The sequence below is a fragment of the Draconibacterium sediminis genome (genome assembly GCF_000949475.1).
GTDB lineage: Bacteria > Bacteroidota > Bacteroidia > Bacteroidales > Prolixibacteraceae > Draconibacterium > Draconibacterium sediminis.
In genome coordinates this window covers 541,985-561,511 of record NZ_JRHC01000004.1, presented here as the reverse complement: position 1 = coordinate 561,511, position 19,527 = coordinate 541,985, and the positions used below count along the sequence as shown (strand labels likewise).

General features: G+C 40.1%; 16 protein-coding genes. 8 read left to right on the top strand and 8 right to left on the bottom strand.

All coding sequences use genetic code 11. The features are described from left to right. Positions 1–924: 924 nt before the first annotated feature. The 4 genes from tsf to rplM form a co-directional block, all read right to left on the bottom strand. Positions 925–1,749: a translation elongation factor Ts gene (gene tsf / locus LH29_RS16775; protein WP_045031864.1), complete on the bottom strand. Its 825-nt coding sequence runs from the start codon at positions 1,747–1,749 to the stop codon at positions 925–927. A gap of 45 nt (positions 1,750–1,794) precedes the next feature. After that, the gene (gene rpsB / locus LH29_RS16770) at positions 1,795–2,562 is read right to left on the bottom strand and encodes a 30S ribosomal protein S2 (RefSeq protein ID WP_045031862.1); all 768 of its coding nucleotides are present in this window, start codon (positions 2,560–2,562) and stop codon (positions 1,795–1,797) included. Positions 2,563–2,662: 100 nt separating this feature from the next. Further along, positions 2,663–3,049: a 30S ribosomal protein S9 gene (rpsI, locus tag LH29_RS16765; RefSeq protein WP_045031860.1), complete on the bottom strand. Its 387-nt coding sequence runs from the start codon at positions 3,047–3,049 to the stop codon at positions 2,663–2,665. Continuing rightward, positions 3,049–3,504, bottom strand: a complete 456-nt coding sequence (gene rplM, locus LH29_RS16760) for a 50S ribosomal protein L13 (RefSeq protein WP_045031858.1) — start codon at positions 3,502–3,504, stop codon at positions 3,049–3,051. Before rplM ends, rpsI begins: the two co-directional genes overlap by 1 nt. Before the next feature lie 396 nt (positions 3,505–3,900). On the opposite strand from rplM, the gene LH29_RS16755 reads away from it, so the two are divergent. From LH29_RS16755 to queA, 5 genes are all read left to right on the top strand, one after another. Beyond that, on the top strand, positions 3,901–4,776 hold the full coding sequence (locus LH29_RS16755) for a cell division protein FtsX (protein WP_045031857.1): 876 nt from the start codon (positions 3,901–3,903) through the stop codon (positions 4,774–4,776). A 30-nt stretch (positions 4,777–4,806) separates the two neighbouring features. Further along, a complete protein-coding gene (locus LH29_RS16750; protein ID WP_045031856.1) occupies positions 4,807–5,061 on the top strand; it encodes a DUF3098 domain-containing protein in 255 nt (84 codons plus the stop codon). Between the two features lie 12 nt (positions 5,062–5,073). Next, positions 5,074–5,853, top strand: a complete 780-nt coding sequence (locus tag LH29_RS16745; RefSeq protein ID WP_045031855.1) for an undecaprenyl-diphosphate phosphatase — start codon at positions 5,074–5,076, stop codon at positions 5,851–5,853. 41 nt (positions 5,854–5,894) lie between these two features. After that, complete coding sequence (gene truB, locus LH29_RS16740; RefSeq protein WP_045031853.1) at positions 5,895–6,608, top strand: tRNA pseudouridine(55) synthase TruB; 714 nt, start codon at positions 5,895–5,897, stop codon at positions 6,606–6,608. 98 nt (positions 6,609–6,706) lie between these two features. After that, positions 6,707–7,756, top strand: a complete 1,050-nt coding sequence (gene queA / locus LH29_RS16735; protein WP_045031851.1) for a tRNA preQ1(34) S-adenosylmethionine ribosyltransferase-isomerase QueA — start codon at positions 6,707–6,709, stop codon at positions 7,754–7,756. A gap of 90 nt (positions 7,757–7,846) precedes the next feature. Here the strand turns inward: queA and LH29_RS16730 are convergent, their stop codons facing one another. The 4 genes from LH29_RS16730 to rimP all read right to left on the bottom strand — a co-directional run bounded on the left by LH29_RS16730 (position 7,847) and on the right by rimP (position 15,504). Beyond that, positions 7,847–10,630, bottom strand: a complete 2,784-nt coding sequence (locus LH29_RS16730; RefSeq protein WP_157493735.1) for a PQQ-binding-like beta-propeller repeat protein — start codon at positions 10,628–10,630, stop codon at positions 7,847–7,849. Positions 10,631–10,780: 150 nt separating this feature from the next. After that, a complete protein-coding gene (gene infB / locus LH29_RS16725) occupies positions 10,781–13,732 on the bottom strand; it encodes a translation initiation factor IF-2 (RefSeq protein ID WP_045031846.1) in 2,952 nt (983 codons plus the stop codon). A 60-nt stretch (positions 13,733–13,792) separates the two neighbouring features. Then, entirely contained in the window at positions 13,793–15,028 is a 1,236-nt protein-coding gene (gene nusA, locus LH29_RS16720; protein WP_045031844.1) for a transcription termination factor NusA, read from the bottom strand. A gap of 11 nt (positions 15,029–15,039) precedes the next feature. After that, on the bottom strand, positions 15,040–15,504 hold the full coding sequence (gene rimP, locus LH29_RS16715) for a ribosome assembly cofactor RimP (RefSeq protein ID WP_198152483.1): 465 nt from the start codon (positions 15,502–15,504) through the stop codon (positions 15,040–15,042). 267 nt (positions 15,505–15,771) lie between these two features. On the opposite strand from rimP, the gene LH29_RS16710 reads away from it, so the two are divergent. The 3 genes from LH29_RS16710 to LH29_RS16700 are packed head-to-tail and all read left to right on the top strand — an operon-like array spanning position 15,772 to position 19,500. After that, positions 15,772–17,028 (top strand): HD domain-containing protein, encoded by a 1,257-nt coding sequence (locus LH29_RS16710; protein WP_045032024.1) that lies wholly within the window; start codon positions 15,772–15,774, stop codon positions 17,026–17,028. A gap of 36 nt (positions 17,029–17,064) precedes the next feature. Then, complete coding sequence (gene lpxD / locus LH29_RS16705) at positions 17,065–18,102, top strand: UDP-3-O-(3-hydroxymyristoyl)glucosamine N-acyltransferase (RefSeq protein WP_045031840.1); 1,038 nt, start codon at positions 17,065–17,067, stop codon at positions 18,100–18,102. Between the two features lie 18 nt (positions 18,103–18,120). After that, the gene (locus LH29_RS16700; RefSeq protein ID WP_045031838.1) at positions 18,121–19,500 is read left to right on the top strand and encodes a bifunctional UDP-3-O-[3-hydroxymyristoyl] N-acetylglucosamine deacetylase/3-hydroxyacyl-ACP dehydratase; all 1,380 of its coding nucleotides are present in this window, start codon (positions 18,121–18,123) and stop codon (positions 19,498–19,500) included. The last annotated feature ends 27 nt before the right edge of the window (positions 19,501–19,527 follow it).

The following is a 19,527-nucleotide window of genomic DNA, read 5'->3' as shown; positions in this document are numbered from 1 at the left end:
CGAGATATTTTGGACCGGCTCTTTTGATAATGCTATGCTTTCGGGTTTGATCAGGACTTTTAATTCCTGGTTTATCGCCACATCTTTTAGGATGGTATTAAATATAAAGCAAGAAATGCCTGCTTTATCAAGCAACTTTTCGCGGAAACACAAACAATTTCAGAATAGAATCACATATTATTGCGGCATAATTATTGGCAAACATCGATCCTCCATGTGTTCTCCCCGGTTCTATTATATATAATCTCGCAAAAAACCGGCCCTGCCCGTTCAGAACATACCCTTATCCTTAATTGAAATAAGTGTGACCAGTAATTTTAATGGGATGCTTTATTCGAACTTTTTATTTTATCAGCAGATTTTCTGCTCTAAATGACCCAAAAGAGTTTCTGTCAAGCTTAATATATACTGAATCTAAATCTCTTTTTACAACTAATAAATTTTCTGACTTCCAATCGGGCCCTCTCTCCTCTTCTCCTTATTTAAGTGAGGTATAAAACAAACTCCTACTTTAGCTGTGCTTTCCGCCAGTACATTTGAGAGATGGCATACTGGTTAGTTCCAAGCAATATGCAACTATTTATTAAACCGATGTCTCTTCAAAGCTCAAGTCGTCGAATAATTCTCGAAAATATTTCCTCGGTTGATGACACACGAAAAGACCGAACATAGAATCACTACTTTTCCCCTGAGACCTCCAATGCCGAAGACATTACAATAATGATTGATTTTCTATGCCCATTCATCTTTTATTGCGGACGTGGAATTTATAGCTCATCTTTTAATCCTACTGTAGCGCTCCTTTAATTATTATATATACCGTAATGATTCGTGCTTGTGTCGACACATTTCAGGATGGGACATTGGCATAAAAAAAGCCATCCGGTTTCCCGAATGGCTTTAAATATATTCTTTTGCTTTGTATTAAGCGTTCAAAGTATAGCGGTCGAAAGCTGTTACAGCTAACTCAGCATCTGCACCTTTCAGGTATTCTTTTACAGACATTTTTCCATCTTTAACAAAAGCCTGATTGATAAGTGTCACATCTTTGTACCACTTGTTCAACGAACCTTGAGCAATTTTTTCAAGCATTGCTTCCGGCTTACCTTCTTTGCGGTATTTTTCTTTTGCGAACTCTAATTCCTTATCAATTTCAGCTTGTGGAATAGATGCTTCGTCAACTGAAACAGGAGCCATAGCAGCAACCTGCATCGCGATATCTTTTCCTACCTGAGTATCAACTGCTTTATTGAAAGCAACAAGTGTTGATAATTTGTTTCCAGGGTGAATGTAAGGAACTACAGCCTCGTCGGCTAAACATTTGTAGTACGAAAGGTCAAGTTTCTCACCAGTTACACCAGTTTGCTCAGTAATTAGTGCTTCAATTGTAGAACCGTCAATCTCAATCGCTTTTAATGCTTCCAAACTTTCAGGTTTAGCTTCCAATGCTTTTGCAAGAATTTTCTCAGCAAATACCACGAAGCTTTCGTTTTTGGCAACAAAGTCAGTTTCGCAATTCAATACGATTATCGCACCGAATTTACCGTCTTCAGTTGCACTGGCAAGAGCAACACCTTCAGCGGCGTCTCTGTCTGCACGTTTGTTAGCAATTAATTTACCTTTTTCGCGGATGATTTCCAGTGCTTTATCGAAGTCACCTTCGGCGTCTTTCAGGGCATTTTTGCAATCCATCATCCCTGCGCCTGATACTTTACGCAATTTTACTACGTCTGCTGTTGTAAAAGACATAATTAAAATTTCTTTTAAATGGTTTATATATTACTGAACCTTTACTTACTCTTCAGAAGCTTCTTCTGCTTTTGCTGCCTTCTTTTTAGGAGCTTCTTCAGTTTCGTCTTCTTTATCTTTTTCAATTTTGCGCTCGCTCAATCCAGCTTTAATTGCGTCGCACATCTCACCCACAATAATGCGGATTGACTGAGAAGCGTCATCGTTAGCTGGAATTACGAAGTCGATATCATCAGGATTTGAGTTCGTATCAACAATAGCAAATACAGGAATTCCCAATTTTTTTGCTTCGCGAACAGCAATTTTTTCTTTCAATACGTCAACAACAAATAATGCAGCAGGTAAACGGGTAAGGTCTGAGATTGAACCCAATACTTTATCCAGTTTCGCACGCTGACGAGTGATTTGTAATTTCTCGCGTTTTGAAAGGTTATCCCAACTTGTGTCCTTCATCATTTTATCGATGGAGATCATTTTTTTAACCGCTTTACGGATTGTTGGGAAGTTGGTAAGCATACCTCCTGGCCAGCGCTCAGTTACGTAAGGCATTCCTACCTCTTTAACTTGCTCGGCAACCAATTCTTTGGCTTGCTTTTTAGTGGCAACGAATAACACTTTACGGCCTGATTTTGCAATTTGTTTGATAGCTGCAGCAGCTTCATCAATTTTTACAACTGTTTTTTGCAGGTCGATAATGTGGATACCGTTTTTCTCCATGAAGATATAAGGCTCCATGTTTGGATTCCACTTTCTTTTCAGGTGACCGAAATGTGCACCTGCTTCCAATAATTCTTGAAAATTTGTTTTTGGCATCTGTTTACTTTTTCTATGCTCTAAAAGCAACCGCTGAGTAGTCCGTCAACCGACGGAATCACAGCCGTTTTAGATCCATATAAATTGATAAATAATAATCTTAACGTTTTGAGAACTGGAAACGTTTTCTTGCTTTTGGTTGTCCAGGTTTTTTACGCTCAACTTCGCGTGGATCTCTGGTAACAAAACCTGCAGCTTTCAACTGTGGTCTTGACTCCGGATCGATTTCCATTAATGCGCGGGTAACAGCCAAACGGAAAGCTTCTGCCTGACCTTTTGGACCACCACCATCAAGATTTGCTTTAATATCATATTTCTCTGCAACTGCTAAAAGGTTTAGCGGCTGCATAGCAATGTATTGCAATGTTTCTGCAGGAAAGTACTCTTTAAGTTCTCTTTTATTAATGGTAATATTTCCTTTACCTTCGCTTACGTAAATACGAGCAACAGCTGTTTTTCTACGTCCGATTGTGTTTACTACTTCCATTATTTAATCGTATTTAAATCAACAACTTTTGGTTTTTGAGCCTCATATTTGTGCTCTGCACCAACTACTACATGCAAATTTCGGTATAAAGCGCTACCCAATTTATTTTTAGGAAGCATACCTTTTACGGCTTTCTCAACCAAACGCTCTGGATATTTAGCTAAAATATCTTGAGGAGACATAGTACGCTGTCCACCCGGGTAACCTGTGTGACGAACATATACTTTGTCCGACATTTTTTTACCGGTTAATGCTACTTTTTCAGCATTGATAACAATTACGTTATCGCCACAATCAACGTGAGGTGTGAAATTTGGCTTGTATTTACCTCTTAACATTTTGGCAACTACACTTGCCAAACGTCCCAATACCATATTTTCGGCATCAACAACTACCCACTCTTTGTTTGCGGTAGCTTTATTCGCCGAAACAGTTTTATAACTAAGTGTGTCCACTTTTCTAATTTTTTATTGTTTAAAACACTTCTGATTTTACTTTTCGCCGCATTTTTTGTCTCAACGGAATTTTTCGACAAACTGCTTTACTCCAAGAAAATCAACTATTTACACTCCTTATTTCTAAGGATAATAATCGGGACTGCAAAAGTATTCTCTTTTTTTGGATTTCCAAAGAAATAACAGTCAAAATTTCAATTAGTTAAATGATTTTCTGACCGATTAGTATTCCTTCTCTGAAAACGGCTGGAAATTGCCATATGCTGCAGGCTTCGCGACTTTTGCTTCAGATGAATTTAATGTTAACACCCCGATGTAAAAAAAAGAAGCCAGGGCGAAATTATTGTCGCTCACAAAATTATTTACATTTGTAAGAGACAGAAATTTTGTAACAGCATGAGCAAAAAACCTAAAAAGTTTAAAAAGCGTTTTTTCAACTCCTGGATTACTTCGTTAACCAGTATTACGCTTGTGCTTATTTTGCTGGGCATACTCAGTTTCATTCTAATTAACAGCAAAAAGCTATCGGATTATGTGCGCGAAAAAATCGGGTTCACCCTCGTTTTGGCCGACGACTTGCGGGAGACTGAAATCATTCGACTTCAAAAAGTTTTAAGCGCTGCCGACTTTGTAAAATCAGTAAACTACATTGATAAAGAATCGGCGGCCAAAGAATTAACAAACGAATTGGGCGAAGATTTCCAGGGGTTCCTGGGTTATAACCCGCTATTTGCTTCGCTTGATATTAAATTAAATGCCGCTTACACCCATACCGACAGTCTTCAGTTTTTGGAACAGCGGTTTTTGGAGCACCCTCAGGTTACCGAAGTGTATTACCAAAAAAACCTGGTTAGCCTGATTAACGAAAACGTAAGAAAAATAAGCGTGGCCCTGCTGATTTTAAGCGGACTGCTCACATTTATATTCTTTGGTCTTATTAATAACACCATTCGCCTGTTGATTTATTCGCAGCGTTTTACCATAAACACCATGCAAATGGTTGGTGCCAGTAAAGGTTTTATTCGCAAACCATTTTTAATTAAAAGTTTATTCCTTGGTGCGCTTGGCGGAATTTTGGCAAACACCATTCTTATTGGCAGCATTTATTTCTATAAACAAGAACTTTACGGATTGGTAAATTTTGCCGATCTGCAAACTATCGCTCTAATTGCAGGCATTGTTTTTATATTGGGTTTTACCATCTCGTTTTTATCAACGTGGCTGGCGTTGGGCAAATTCCTTCGTATGAAATTTGATGAATTATTTTATTAATTATCTTTACCCCACCAATTACAGAAAATAATGGCAAAAAAAAGTAAAGAAGTAAAGGAAACTGCAGGCTTTGCACTGGGCAAAGAAAACTATAAACTCATGGCAATTGGTTTTGCCGTAATCGTTATTGGATTTATATTAATGGCCGGTGGCGGGAGCGATGATCCCAATGTTTTTAGCGAAGAAATTTTTAGTTTTCGCCGGATTACGCTGGCTCCAATCCTGTTGCTTTTAGGTTTTGGATTCGAGATTTATGCCATTATGAAAAAACCAAAAGACGATTAACCTCCATTTTTTATGACTGAACTCCAGGCATTACTTCTCGGTATCATCCAGGGACTTACCGAATTTCTTCCCGTTAGCTCCAGCGGACATCTTGAAATTGGACACGCGCTTCTGGGAATTAAAGATGAAAACAATTTACTTTTTGTGTTAACCGTTCATGTGGCAACGGTACTGAGCACCATTCTTGTATTCAGAAAAGACATTGCGCTACTTTGCAAAGATCTATTTGCATTTCAATGGAACGACTCAACCGAATATATCAGCAAGCTCTTGTTTTCGTCTATACCAATAGTTATTGTCGGTTTTATGTTTCGCGATAAGCTGGAAAGCCTTTTTACCGGCAATTTATTTTTTGTGGGTTGCATGTTGCTTTTTACTGCCTGCTTACTTACCCTTACTCAATTTGTTAAAAAAAGCGATGGGAAGATCACCTTTGGCAAAGCACTGCTAATTGGCGTTGCCCAAACGCTGGCTGTTTTGCCGGGAATTTCACGAAGCGGATCGACCATTGCAACGGGCTTACTGTTAAAAGGTAAAAAAGAAGATGTTGCCCGTTTTTCGTTCCTTATGGTTTTAATACCCATTTTAGGAGCTGCTTTTCTCGACATTGTAACAGGCGAACTAAAGTCAACCAAAGTTGATTTACTCCCCTTACTCATCGGATTTGTAAGTGCTTTTATTTCAGGATGGCTGGCCTGTTCGTGGATGATAAAAATCGTAAAACGTGGTAAATTAATTTATTTTGCAATTTATTGCGCTCTTATTGGGCTAATTGCTATCTTTGCAGCCTGATTTTTCAAAACAGGCTTAATTTACTGGAAGATAGATTCTTAATGCCCGATTTCAAAAAAACATACGATTTCCCTGGCGGGGAAATTTTGCTTTTCGATAAAGAACTGGAATGGACATCGTTTGATGTGGTTAACAAGATAAGGTATAACCTGTGCCAAATGATGAGAATAAAAAAGTTGAAAGTTGGCCATGCCGGAACACTTGATCCGCTGGCAACCGGACTGGTACTTTTGTGCACAGGCAAAGCCACAAAAAAGATTGAAGAGTTACAGCTTGGTGAAAAAGAGTACATCGCAACCCTAAAAATCGGGGCAACAACTCCTTCATTCGACCTGGAAACAGAAGAAGACAGCCAGGCCGATTTTTCGCATGTAACACGAGAAAGCTTTGAAAATATACTGCCGCAGTTTATCGGAGAGATCGATCAGGTACCACCGGTGTTTTCGGCAGTAAAAGTAAAAGGTAAACGCGCATTCGATTATGCCCGAAATGGCGAAGATGTAAAACTTAAAGCAAAAAAGATTGTTATAAGAAGCATTGAAATTGAATCGTTTAATCTTCCGGAGGTAAAACTTAAGGTTGTTTGTGGCAAAGGAACTTACATCCGATCGCTGGCACGCGACATTGGCGAGGCATTAAATTGCGGCGCCTACTTAACCGGATTAATTAGAACAAGAATTGGCGATTACAAACTGGAGGATGCTTTTAAGGTGGATTTTTTTCTGGAAAACTTAAATTTAAATGAAACCAATTGAAAATATCGCCGTATAACGTGATTCTGAATTAAAAAACCAACTGACTGTATTATCTTTGCAGATCGCTTAAAAATGACTATTAATAAATAAATTACAATATGAAGTTATCAAAATTCAAGTACAATTTAGAACAGGAAAAGATTGCTTTGCACCCGGCGGATAACAGAGACGAATCGAAACTTATGGTGCTAAACAGAGCAACACGAACAATTGAACACAGATTGTTCAAGGACCTGCTTGATTATTTTGATGATAAAGATGTGATGGTTTTTAACGATACCAAAGTGTTTCCCGCACGTTTGTATGGTAACAAAGAAAAAACCGGAGCAGAAATCGAAGTTTTTCTACTTCGCGAATTAAACCGCGAGCAGCGTTTGTGGGATGTTTTGGTTGATCCGGCACGTAAAATACGTATTGGTAACAAGCTGTATTTTGGCGACGACGATTTATTGGTTGCCGAGGTAATTGATAATACTACATCGCGCGGTCGTACTTTACGTTTCTTGTTTGATGGTCCTTACGACGAATTCAAGCAAACACTTTACAGCCTGGGAGAAACTCCTCTTCCAAAATTTATCAACCGCCCGGTACAACCTGAAGACAAGGATCGTTACCAGACTATTTTTGCAAAACACGAAGGCGCAGTTGCTGCACCAACAGCCGGTTTGCACTTTAGCCGCGAGTTGTTAAAACGTTTGGAGATCAGAGGTGTTGATTTTTCATACGTTACTTTGCATGTTGGTTTAGGAAACTTCCGCAGTGTTGATGTTGAAGACCTTACCAAACACAAAATGGACTCGGAGCAGATTTGGATAAAAAACGAAGCCTGTGAGATGGTAAACAACGCAAAGCAAGAGAAACGTAATGTTTGTGCCGTGGGAACTACGGTAATGCGTACACTTGAAAGCTCGGTATCAACACAAGGATTTTTGAAGCCATTTGAAGGATGGACAAACAAATTTATTTTCCCTCCTTACGAGTTTAGCGTCGCAAACAGCATGATTACAAACTTTCACTTGCCATACTCAACATTACTGATGATGGTTGCCGCATTTGGCGGATACGATTTTGTAATGGAAGCTTACGATGTTGCCACTAAAAACGACTACCGTTTTGGTACATATGGCGATGCTATGCTGATTATTTGATCGATAACTTACACGACAATATGGAAACCACGGAATTTATTTCGTGGTTTTTTTTATTTCATTTCTGAAGCCATTTTGGCTATTCTGTAATTATTCCAACTCGTAGCACAACAGGTTTCCATCATCATCGCCAACTACCAGGCTCAGCGGTCCACCATTTTTTAATTGCCCAATCGCAAATTCACTGTTACCGTTCAACGGAAATCCGCCGTACTGTTTTCCCTTTGCATCAAACAAATAAATCTCGTTTTCATCAGCATCGGTTACACCAATCATTTTTTGGGTTGCTGTAAAAGAATACAGATTTACTGCCAACAAATTATTGTCGAACTCTTCTTCAAATAGCTTATCGCCTTCTTCGTTGAAAACAAACAGCCCGTCTTCGTCAATAAAGACAAACTCCGGCTTTCCGTCTCCGTTAATATCATCCACTTCAAACTGGTGCTCTGATGAAAATTTACCGGCTTTCTTTTGTGCAAATTTGCCGTCGAAGAACAGGTAGAAAACATCTCCATCATTGCTTGTGGTTACCATTTTGGGTACACCTTGTGTATTTAAAGTTATTTCGTTTGCCGATGGTGAAAATTTTGCTGATGAATTTACACGTGTCTCACCCCTTCTGTTTTGGATATAAACCTGGCTTTCATCGCTAAAAACAATATAATCTTTATTGCTCACCCTGAAAAACTGAATCGGGGCCGTAATCGTTCCGCTGGTTTTATCGAATATCCAACCGTTGAGAATTGACCCGTCGTGACTGTAAGCATAAACCTTCTTATCCTTGCAAGCCACAAAATAACGGTATTGGTTATTGTTGTTATAATCAAACACATTGATACCGTTGGTAGCGGGCGATTTCAGAATAACCGGGAAGTTGGCCACACTTGTTCCGGTTCTGTCGATCAGGTAAATTTTTTCGCTGGTATTAAACAGGTATTGCAATTTACCATTGTTGTAATAATCCACCTGGTGAATCTGCCCCAAAATTTTTCCGCTAACCGGTGCGCTCCAAATAATTTTACCATCAGCATCAATTAAATGCAGTTGATTATTTACATCCTGAACAATTATTTCCTTATTCGCTTTATTCGTATGATTGATTACAACTTGTGGCTTTATGGCCACTTCGGCTCCTAACCGGCACTGCCATTTTGCGCGAACATCGTTTTTCGGCTTCTGCCGGTAACCCAGATTCAGCGCGTTAAAATAAATGTTGTTTTCGCAAACCACCTGCCAGCATATGGCATTAAACTTTCTGAATATCTCTTCATGTTTCTCCAGGCCTTTGTTTATGCCAGAATTAAATAAATCGTGGCGAAGCGCATAAAGATTATTTATATTGCCATAAACATTCAGGTTCGCTTTGCTTTCGGCCGCTTTGTTAATCGTTTCATAGTCGGAATCTGTTCGTAATGTTTCTCCCGAATCCATATCGTCGAGGTATTTTTCCAACACTTTTGCCGAGCTGGCAAAAATCAGTTGATCTTCACGGAAGGCAGCAAACCGGGCACGCACAAAATCAAATGCTCCACCCAACCAGATTCCCGGCAGCGTTGGATAAGGGAATTCGTATATCCGGTAGTTTTGTTCGTCTGACGATTTATACGTGCTCACCATACTTTCAAATTCAATATCTTTTCGTTTGGCATAATTCGCCAGCATTCCTTCAAAAAGCTCCTGACTTTCTTTCCTCGACTGGCCACTTAAAATAAAAAGCGAGCCCATCTCTGCCTCTGTAGGAATAGAAGTTATGGCTGCCAGCACCCTGTCTTTTACCAGGCTTCTTAATTTCTCGCGACTATCAGTACGGAAATTTTGCTCCATCATTTTTATCTTCTCTTCCCGGTCGTAATATGCCTCGGAGTGCACAAAATAGTTCTCCAGGTTTTTAAAAAACAGGTCTCTGTCGGAAAATGAAAATCCAATGTAAAACGATGTTGATTTTGGCAACAAACGATCGGCATTACTACTCACTGCTTCCTGCCCCTGTAAAACCGATAGAAAATGATTCAGCGAATCGTCGGCAGCCGTAATTCCGTTTAATGTTAAGCGATTGTCGTGAAAACTCAAATCCAACTCACTCCAACTGGCGTAATCTTTAATTTTTAACACGTCGTTTTTGAGGTTAACGCGATCGGTTTCACCAAATTCGTTCTCCTTCTTTTTTGTTGTGGAATTGAGTAAATTGGCCCAAAACTCAGGAAAACGCCTGTGGTTAATATACCAGGCAACCTCCGATTGATTGGCAACGGTGCGGTTTACCAGATTAAAGTATCGATTATCGGTAATGCCCGGCGCATCGAGTTGCCTGATACATTTCTCTACCAAAATTACTTCGGGACTAATAATTACCAGGTTTCCGGCAACACTATAGCTCAATACATTTTCGCCATCCGAATCAAAAACATCGATTATGGCATAACCGTTATAGTTCCGTTTCTGAAAAGAAGTTCGTGCAATTCCCGTGAGCTTCTCAATTAAAAGCTCAAGTCCCTCGCGCTCTTTGGCACTTTTCAGGTTGCTTATTACAACCGGATACAAAACATTCTTCCCAACAAAATCGAGTGCCAGTACAACCGGCCGTTTACCAAGTTGTTTCTGAATCTCGGGTTCACTCTCGATAACATTCTGTATGCCCGATACTTCGTTCAACAGGTTATTGAATTCGGGAATTCCCGATAATTCCATTACCACAGGATTATCAGTTGGAATAGCTTTTAGCCCGTCGGCCTCAAGAAACAGCGGCGCCGACAAAGGCACAGCTTTATATAAAGGCGACTCTTTGGTGAAAGCCACCTCTTCTTTTGTAAAATAGAGAAACCCTGCCACTGCCGCGACTAAAATAAGGAGTATGATTATGAGGTACCGCTTCATTTTTCTATCTTTTTGTCAAAAGTAATAATTAGAGAACGCCCGGAGCTACCTTTTTCGTTTATGAAATTAAACATTGATTGTTAATAATTTAGGGATAACAAAAAAGGCCGGGATAACCCGGCCTCTTCATATCTCGTTTCTACGATTTTCTTACAATGTTTTTGCTACCTCAATTTCGTGGTAAGCTTCAACGTGGTCTCCAACTTTAATATCATTGAATTTCTCGATATTCAATCCACACTCGTAGCCGTTTTTCACCTCTTTTACGTCTTCTTTAAAACGTTTCAGTGAACCTAATATTCCGTCGTAGATTACAATACCATCGCGAATTACACGAGCTTTCGAGTTACGTGTAACTTTTCCATCGCGAACAATACAACCTGCAACAGTTCCCACTTTCGTGATTTTGAACACCTCCAGTACCTCAACAGTTCCGGTAATTTCCTCCTTAATTTCCGGAGAAAGCATACCTTCCATTGCTGCTTTAATCTCGTTAATGGCATCGTAAATAATCGAGTACAAACGAATATCAATTTGTTCTCTTTCGGCAATTTTACGTGCATTCAACGACGGACGTACCTGGAACCCAACTACAATCGCTTCTGATGCGGCAGCCAGCGAAATATCAGATTCAGAGATCTGACCAACTGCTTTATGGATAATATTGATCTGAATTTCTTCGGTTGATAACTTGATCAATGAATCAGACAGTGCTTCGATAGATCCATCAACGTCACCCTTAACAATCAGGTTCAACTCCTGGAAGTTACCAATTGCAATACGACGGCCAATCTCATCAAGCGTAATGTGTTTCTGCGTACGCAATCCTTGCTCACGGGCCAGTTGCTCACGTTTATTGGTTATGCTTCTTGCCTCGCGCTCATTCTCCATTACATTGAACTTGTCACCCGCCTGTGGTGCTCCGTTCAATCCAAGAATAATTGCAGGTTGCGCCGGGCCAACCTCTTTAACGTTTTGGTTACGTTCGTTGAACATTGCTTTTACGTGGCCGTAATACTGACCGGCAATAATAATATCGCCAACACGAAGTGTACCGCTTTGAACCAATAAAGTTGAAACGTAACCTCTACCACGGTCGAGCTCCGATTCAATAATTGTTCCCTGCGCCTTTTTATCTGCATTGGCTTTCAGCTCAAGCATTTCGGCTTCAAGCAATACTTTTTCAAGTAACTCTTCAATACCAATTCCGTTTTTGGCCGAAATATCGTGCGACTGGTATTTACCACCCCACTCTTCAACCAGGTAATTCATATTGGCCAGTTCTTCTTTTATCTTTTCAGGATTTGCTCCCGGTTTATCGATCTTGTTAATTGCAAAAACAATTGGAACTCCCGCTGCCGATGCGTGGTTGATCGCCTCAATGGTTTGTGGCATCACATTATCGTCGGCTGCTACAATAATAATTGCAATATCGGTTACCTGTGCTCCACGCGCACGCATTGCGGTAAACGCCTCGTGACCCGGAGTATCAAGGAAAGTAATCATTCTGCCATCTTCCAGGCTTACGTGGTATGCACCAATATGCTGGGTAATACCACCAGCCTCTCCGGCAATTACGTTTGTGCTACGAATATGGTCGAGCAGCGATGTTTTACCGTGGTCAACGTGTCCCATCACAGTTACAATTGGCGGACGAGGTTTTAAATCTTCCGGATTGTCTTCCTCCTCCTCAATCGCTTCAGCAATTTCAACACTAACAAACTCTACTTTGTACCCAAATTCTTCGGCAACAACAGCGAGTGTTTCAGCATCAAGACGCTGGTTGATGGAAACAAACAGCCCCAATGACATACATGACGAGATAATTTCGTTTACGCCAACATTCATCATGGTAGCCAGTTCGGCAACAGTAACAAACTCGGTAACTTTAAGAATGTTCTGTTCCAGCATTTGCTGTTCCATGTCGGCCTGCATTCTTTCGCTGGCAGCGGCACGTTTGTCGCGACGGTGTTTTGCTCCTTTTTTAGTTTTGCCTTTTGTTGTTAAGCGGGCAAGTGTATCTTTAATTTGCTTTTGTACGTCCTCTTCGTTAACCTCTTTTTTAAGTGGTCGTTTTTTCTTTCCTGGTATTTGTTTATTTGCCTGGAATTTTCCTCTCGGACGATCGCCTGGTTTTTGCTGCTGTTGTTGTCTGTCAACAGTAACCTTTCCGGTTTCTTTAGAAATACGTTTCCTGCGTTTTTTTCTATCACCCTGATTTCCGGCATCTTGTTTCTTTTCAGGAAGATCAATTTTACCAAGAATGGTTGGACCATTCAGCTTGTTAACTTTTGCCTTTATAACTCCTGAATTTTCATCCCTGTCTTTTTCTGGTCCCTGGCGCTCGGCAATTCGTTGTTTCTTGCGCTCCTGACGCTCTTTTTCGCGTTCTTCTTTTGTTTTTTTGGCAGGGCGTGTTTTCTGATTCATATTGCTCAGATCGATCTTGCCCACTACCTTTATCTTGTCGTCCGACTTTGGAGCAGTTGTTTCAATAAGGTCTTCCACTTTTTCTTTTGGTGTACTTTCGGCTTTTGGTGCAGCTTCCTCTTTTTCTGCTTTCGGTGCCGGTTCTTCTTTCTTTTCGGCTGCAGGCGCCTCTTTTATTTCTTCTTTTACAGGAACCTGTTTTTCAGGTTTCTTTTCTTCGGCTTTAACTTCGACAGGCTTCTCTTCTACTGGTTTTTCAACCTTCTTCTTCGGTTTGTTAAGCTCATCCAGATCAATCTTGTCGAGCACTTTAACCTTCACCTCAGGTTTTTTAATAACTTCTTCTGCCGGTTTTTCTTCAACCTTTTTTACAGCAGCAGGCTCTTCAATCTTTGGTTCTTTTTTCTCCTGTTCTTCAGCTTCGGGCTCCATCGAAATCACTTCTTTCTTTGGACGCTGACTTTTCAGGTTCATTTTTTCCGACTCTTTCTTGATTGTAATATCTACTTTATATTCCTTTTCAAGAAGTTGCACGGCGTCTTCTGCAACTTTAGTATTAGGGTTTGAATCGATTTCGTACCCTTTTTTATGCAAAAACTCAACAATGGTATGAATACCTACGTTGAACTGTCTTGCAAGTTTACTAAGTCTTGTTGTTTTGCCTGCTACCATATAATTCTTTATTTACTTTTCTAATTTGTATGAACAAAAACCAATCTGTATTGATGGTTATTATTCAAATTCTGAACTAAGGATTTTCAGAACCTCATCGATTGTTTCGTCTTCCAGGTCGGTTCTTTTAATCAATTCAGCACGCGGGATGTTTAATACGTTCTTGGCGGTATCGCAACCGATTCCTTTTAACGCATCAATTACCCAGCTTTCAATTTCGTCTGCAAACTCATCCAGGTTCACATCTTCGTCGTCTTCTTCCATCTCACGATAAACATCGATCTCGTATCCGGTTAACTGGCTGGCCAAACGAATATTTAATCCGCCTTTACCAATTGCCAGCGAAACTTCTTCCGGTTTCAGATATACTTCTGCTTTTTTATCGTCTTCCAGAATTTTAATCGAATTAATTTTCGCCGGATTCAGTGCTCGTTTAATAAACAACTGAAGGTTCGATGAATAATTAATCACATCGATGTTTTCGTTACGCAACTCGCGAACGATTCCGTGGATTCTCGATCCTTTCATTCCCACACATGCTCCAACCGGATCGATACGTTCGTCGTACGATTCAACGGCAACTTTAGCACGCTCGCCCGGTACACGAACAATTTTTTTGATGGTAATTAAACCATCGAAAATTTCCGGAATTTCCAACTCGAACAAACGCTCGAGGAAAGCCGGTGCTGTACGCGACAAAATAATTAGCGGGTTGTTATTTCGTAATTCAACTTTATATACAATTGCGCGAACGTTATCGCCTTTACGGAAATAATCAGATGGAATTTGCTCTGATTTTGGAAGGATCAATTCGTTTCCTTCGTCATCAAGAATCAAAATTTCTTTTTTCCAAACCTGATAAACTTCACCGGTTACAATGTCGCCAATTTTATTTTTATACTTTCCGTAGATATGGTCTTTCTCCAGTTCCAGAATTTTACTGGCCAGGTTCTGACGCAAATTTAAAATGGCACGACGACCAAAATCGGCTAATTTAACCTCGTCGGTAACTTCTTCGCCTACTTCGTAATCGTCGTCAATTTTCAGCGCATCGCTTAAAGTTATTTGCAAATTCGGATCTTCAATCTCGTCGTCTGCAACAACTTCGCGGTTTCGCCAAATCTCAAAGTCGCCCTTATCAATGTTGATAATCACATCGAAGTTCTCATCAGTTCCATACTGACGGATAAGCACACTGCGGAAAACGTCTTCCAGCACGCTCATCATTGTAACCCTGTCAATGTTTTTCAGCTCCTTAAATTCGGCAAAAGTATCTATCAGGTTAATATTTTCCATCTTTCATCGCTTTATTTAAATGAAATAACCGCTTTCGCACTTTTTATTTCGTCGTATTTTAAATTATGTTTTTTTACTACCAATTGCTTTTTCTTGTGCCCCTCCACTTTTTCGCGCTTCGAAGTCTCAAGTACTATGCCATCTTCACTATTTTCCAAAAGCAGCCCTTTCAGTTTTTCACTGTCGGCTGTTAAAACCTCAATTTCTTTTCCGGTATATTTTTCGTATTGCTGCCTTACTTTAAAGCTTTCGGTTAGGCCCGGAGACGAAACCTGCAACGAAAAGTCCTCTTCTTCTCTGTCGAGATTATGCTCTACATTACGACTGACAGCAATACATTGTTCGATGGTAATGCCGTTAAATCCATCAACGTACACATTAATGTCGTTCGATGAACTTATAGTCACATCAACAATAAACATCTGATCATCAAGACGTTCATTCACCAAATCTATTACTTTTTGTTTTGCTATCATTTCTCTATATGTAACAAAATAGGGAACCAACGGTCCCCTAAAAATTTCGCTTTTTAGAAAATTCTCGGCAAAAATAGTAATATTATCCAACATTAACAAATATGCGCAGTTACATAAAATGCTGATTTTAAACTAAAAAATCATTAACCGCATTCTGTGTATAACAAATTCATTTTTACCTGTCTTTGCGTTTTATTTCCTAAAAAAAACATTGTCATTTGTATAACAGAAAGTTTTGTAGTTTTAAACCAATCGAAAAACAGCTTTGTGCAACAAGTCCAGCTCAATAAAAAGAAAATTATAAACGACCCCGTTTTTGGATTTATCAACCTGCAGTCTGATATTATATTCGATTTGCTTGAACACCCCATATTTCAACGTCTCCGTTACATCAAGCAGCTGGGTTTGTCGTACCTGGTTTTTCCGGGTGCCAATCACACGCGATTTGAGCACGCTATCGGTACTGTGCACTTAATGCGCCAGGCTATTACGGTGCTAAAAATAAAAGGGCACGAAATTACCGACGAAGAGGCCGAAGCGGTTAGCATTGCCATTTTGTTGCACGACATTGGCCACGCTCCTTTTTCGCATGTGCTTGAAAATACCCTGGTAAATATTTCGCACGAAGAAATTTCGTTGATGCTGATGCAAGAGCTGAACCAGCAGTTTAACGGCAAGCTGGATCTGGCCATCAAAGTGTTTACCAATAAATACAGGAAACAGTTTTTGCACCAGCTTGTTGCCAGCCAACTGGACATGGACCGGCTTGACTACCTGAGCCGCGACAGTTTTTTTACTGGAGTGGTGGAAGGCACAATTGGTATCGACCGCATTATTAAAATGCTAAATGTACACAATGATCAGCTGGTGGTTGATGTAAAGGGAATTTATTCGATTGAAAAATTCCTGATCTCTCGACGCCTGATGTACTGGCAGGTTTACCTGCATAAAACAGTTGTGGCTGCCGAGTTTTTATTGATAAATGTATTAAAACGTGCACGTGAAATTATTACAAACGGCGGCGAACTGTTTGTAACCCCCACCCTAAAAGTTTTTTTAACGAATAATTTCACCCCTGAGGATTTTCGTTCAAACATTAAAATACAAGAGAGAAATGTATTGCAGTGGTACACGCTGCTCGACGACAACGACATTTTGATCTCGATAAAAGAATGGCAAAACCATCCTGATCCGGTTTTATCGGAGATGGCAAAAAGTATAACAAACCGAAAACTGCCGCGAACAAAATTCAGCGACAAACCCATTTCTACAGCAAAAGAACTGAAGTATTTAAAACAAATTGAAAAGCAGCTGGTTCCCGATCCTGATCTGGCGAAATATTTCCTGATGACAGGCGTTATAACCAACAATGCATACAACAAACACTACGAAAACATTTCGGTTTTATATAAGGATGGAACAGTAAAAGAAATCAACGATGCATCGGATATAAACCTGTCTGCACTTGGAAAAACAGTGAAGAAGTATTTTGTGTGTTATCCTAAAGAATTGGACATTTACTAGTTAAAACCTATATTTGCATCGCCAAAAAAACAGATAATGGATTTTAAAGCTACGGATATCGCCTCTTTTTTGAATGGAGAAATTGTTGGTGATGGTGATGCGAAAGTATCAAATGTTTCAAAGATAGAGGACGGAAAACCAGGCACTTTGGCTTTCCTTGCCAATCCAAAATACGAGAACTACATTTACGAGACCAAAGCCTCGGTGGTATTGGTTAATAAAAGTTTTACTCCAAAAGAGGAAATTTCGGCTACTTTGATAAAAGTTGACGATGCCTACCAGGCATTTGCGTCGTTACTTGATTTGTATGTACAGGCGAAAGCCAGTATGAAACAGGGAATTGAGCAACCTTGCTACATTGCAGAAAGTGCAACTCGTGGCGATGACGGTTACGTTGGAGCCTTTGCATACATCGGCAACAATGCCAAAATCGGGAAAAATGTAAAAATATACCCGCAGGTACATGTTGGCGACAATGTTAAAATTGGTGATGACTGTATTCTTTACCCGGGCGCAAAAATTTACGACGACTGTGTTATCGGAAACCGTTGTATCATTCACTCAGGAGCAGTAATCGGAGCCGATGGTTTTGGTTTTGCACCTCAGGCAGACGGTACGTACAAAAAGGTTCATCAGATTGGGAATGCCGTGCTGGAAGACGATGTTGAAATTGGTGCCAACACCACTATCGACTGTGGCACAATGGAGTCAACCATTATCAGAAAAGGTGTAAAACTCGACAACCTTATTCAAATAGCCCATAACGTTGAAGTTGGCGACAACACTGTTATGGCGGCTCAAACCGGTATTTCTGGCTCGGCCAAAATTGGTAAAAACTGTATGTTTGGCGGCCAGGTTGGTTTAGGTGGACACATTACTGTTGGCGACAACGTTACGCTTGGTGCTCAATCGGGTGTTGTTTCCAACCTTAAAAGCAATCAAACACTTCTTGGCTCTCCGGCCATCGAAATCAAAACGGCCATGCGCGCCTATGTTCTTCTGAAGGACCTTCCGGAAATTCGCCGCGATGTGCTTCAATTGAAGAAGACAATCAATACAGACAAAAAAAATTAAGAAATATTTCACTTTTCAATGGTTGTAAAACAAAAGACATTAGAAAACTCTTTTAAGATTGAGGGGAAAGGCTTGCATACCGGTGTTAATGTAACAATGAATTTTTTACCTGCACCGGAGAACCATGGCTTTAAATTTAAACGTGTTGATCTGGAACACCAGCCTATTATTGACGCTGATGTAGATTTGGTAATCGACACATCGCGTGGAACACTGCTTGAAAAAGATGGTGCGCGCATAGGAACAATCGAACATGCACTTGCCGCATTGGTGGGAATGGATCTCGACAATGTTCTTATTGAAGTAAATAACGAAGAAGCTCCGATTATCGACGGAAGCTCGAAATATTTTGTTGAAGCCATTGAGAAAGCGGGCATTGTTGAACAGGAAGCTGAGCGCGATTATTTCGAGATCAGCGAAAAAATCGAAATGTTCGACGAAAAATCAGGTTCGCACATTATTGCGCTACCCGACAACGATTACAGTTTAAATGTAATGATTTCGTTTCCGTCGGCAGTGCTGAACAATCAATACGCAACACTCGAGTCGATCAAGGATTTCAAAACTGAGATTGCCGAATGCCGGACCTTTGTTTTCCTTCGCGAAATTGAATTTTTACTGAGCCACAACCTGATTAAAGGCGGCGATCTGAATAATGCAATTGTAATTATCGATAAAGAGATCAGCCAGGAAGAACTGGACCGTTTGGCCGATCTAACAAATCATCCACGTGTTGAAGTAAAACCACAGGGTATTTTAAATAACCTCGATTTGCATTTCGACAACGAATGTGCACGCCACAAATTACTGGATGTAATTGGCGACCTGGCCTTGCTGGGCAAGCGCATTAAAGGAAGGATTATTGCTTCGAAACCGGGACACGGGCCAAACACCATGTTTGCTGCTACCCTAAAAAAGCAATTACGTAAAGAAGCTGATGCAGCTCCAAAATGTAATCCAAACGACGAGCCATTAATGGACGTTAACCGGATAAAAGAATTACTTCCGCACCGTTACCCTTTCCTTCTGGTCGACAAAGTAGTTTGTATTCACGAAGACGAAATTGTTGGTGTTAAAAACGTTACGGTAAACGAGCCCTTCTTCCAGGGACATTTCCCCGACGAGCCGGTTATGCCGGGAGTTTTACTGGTTGAAGCCATGGCTCAATGCGGAGGATTATTGGTACTCAATAAACAAGAAGGACAATTTGCGACCTACTTTATTCGAATTGATAATGTTAAATTCAGAAAAAAAGTAGTTCCGGGCGATACGCTGATTTTCAAATTAAAATTAACTTCGCCGATTAGAAGAGGAATTGCCAATATGAAAGGAACAACCTATGTTGGTGATAAAATTGTTGCCGAAGGTGAATTTATGGCACAGATTGTAAAAAAGTAGATAAATAAAGACAGTTAAAAAGTATAA

What these genes read in the sequence shown, in the direction of transcription:
- infB (WP_045031846.1), bottom strand. Translation starts at nt 13,732, where the DNA reads ATGGTAGCAGGCAAAACAACAAGACTTAGTAAACTTGCAAGACAGTTC.
- LH29_RS16750 (WP_045031856.1), top strand. Translation starts at nt 4,807, where the DNA reads ATGGCAAAAAAAAGTAAAGAAGTAAAGGAAACTGCAGGCTTTGCACTG.
- LH29_RS16700 (WP_045031838.1), top strand. Translation starts at nt 18,121, where the DNA reads ATGGTTGTAAAACAAAAGACATTAGAAAACTCTTTTAAGATTGAGGGG.
- rpsI (WP_045031860.1), bottom strand. Translation starts at nt 3,049, where the DNA reads ATGGAAGTAGTAAACACAATCGGACGTAGAAAAACAGCTGTTGCTCGT.
- LH29_RS16755 (WP_045031857.1), top strand. Translation starts at nt 3,901, where the DNA reads ATGAGCAAAAAACCTAAAAAGTTTAAAAAGCGTTTTTTCAACTCCTGG.
- LH29_RS16730 (WP_157493735.1), bottom strand. Translation starts at nt 10,630, where the DNA reads ATGAAGCGGTACCTCATAATCATACTCCTTATTTTAGTCGCGGCAGTG.
- truB (WP_045031853.1), top strand. Translation starts at nt 5,895, where the DNA reads ATGCCCGATTTCAAAAAAACATACGATTTCCCTGGCGGGGAAATTTTG.
- nusA (WP_045031844.1), bottom strand. Translation starts at nt 15,028, where the DNA reads ATGGAAAATATTAACCTGATAGATACTTTTGCCGAATTTAAGGAGCTG.
- rpsB (WP_045031862.1), bottom strand. Translation starts at nt 2,562, where the DNA reads ATGCCAAAAACAAATTTTCAAGAATTATTGGAAGCAGGTGCACATTTC.
- lpxD (WP_045031840.1), top strand. Translation starts at nt 17,065, where the DNA reads ATGGATTTTAAAGCTACGGATATCGCCTCTTTTTTGAATGGAGAAATT.
- rimP (WP_198152483.1), bottom strand. Translation starts at nt 15,504, where the DNA reads ATGATAGCAAAACAAAAAGTAATAGATTTGGTGAATGAACGTCTTGAT.
- LH29_RS16745 (WP_045031855.1), top strand. Translation starts at nt 5,074, where the DNA reads ATGACTGAACTCCAGGCATTACTTCTCGGTATCATCCAGGGACTTACC.
- queA (WP_045031851.1), top strand. Translation starts at nt 6,707, where the DNA reads ATGAAGTTATCAAAATTCAAGTACAATTTAGAACAGGAAAAGATTGCT.
- tsf (WP_045031864.1), bottom strand. Translation starts at nt 1,749, where the DNA reads ATGTCTTTTACAACAGCAGACGTAGTAAAATTGCGTAAAGTATCAGGC.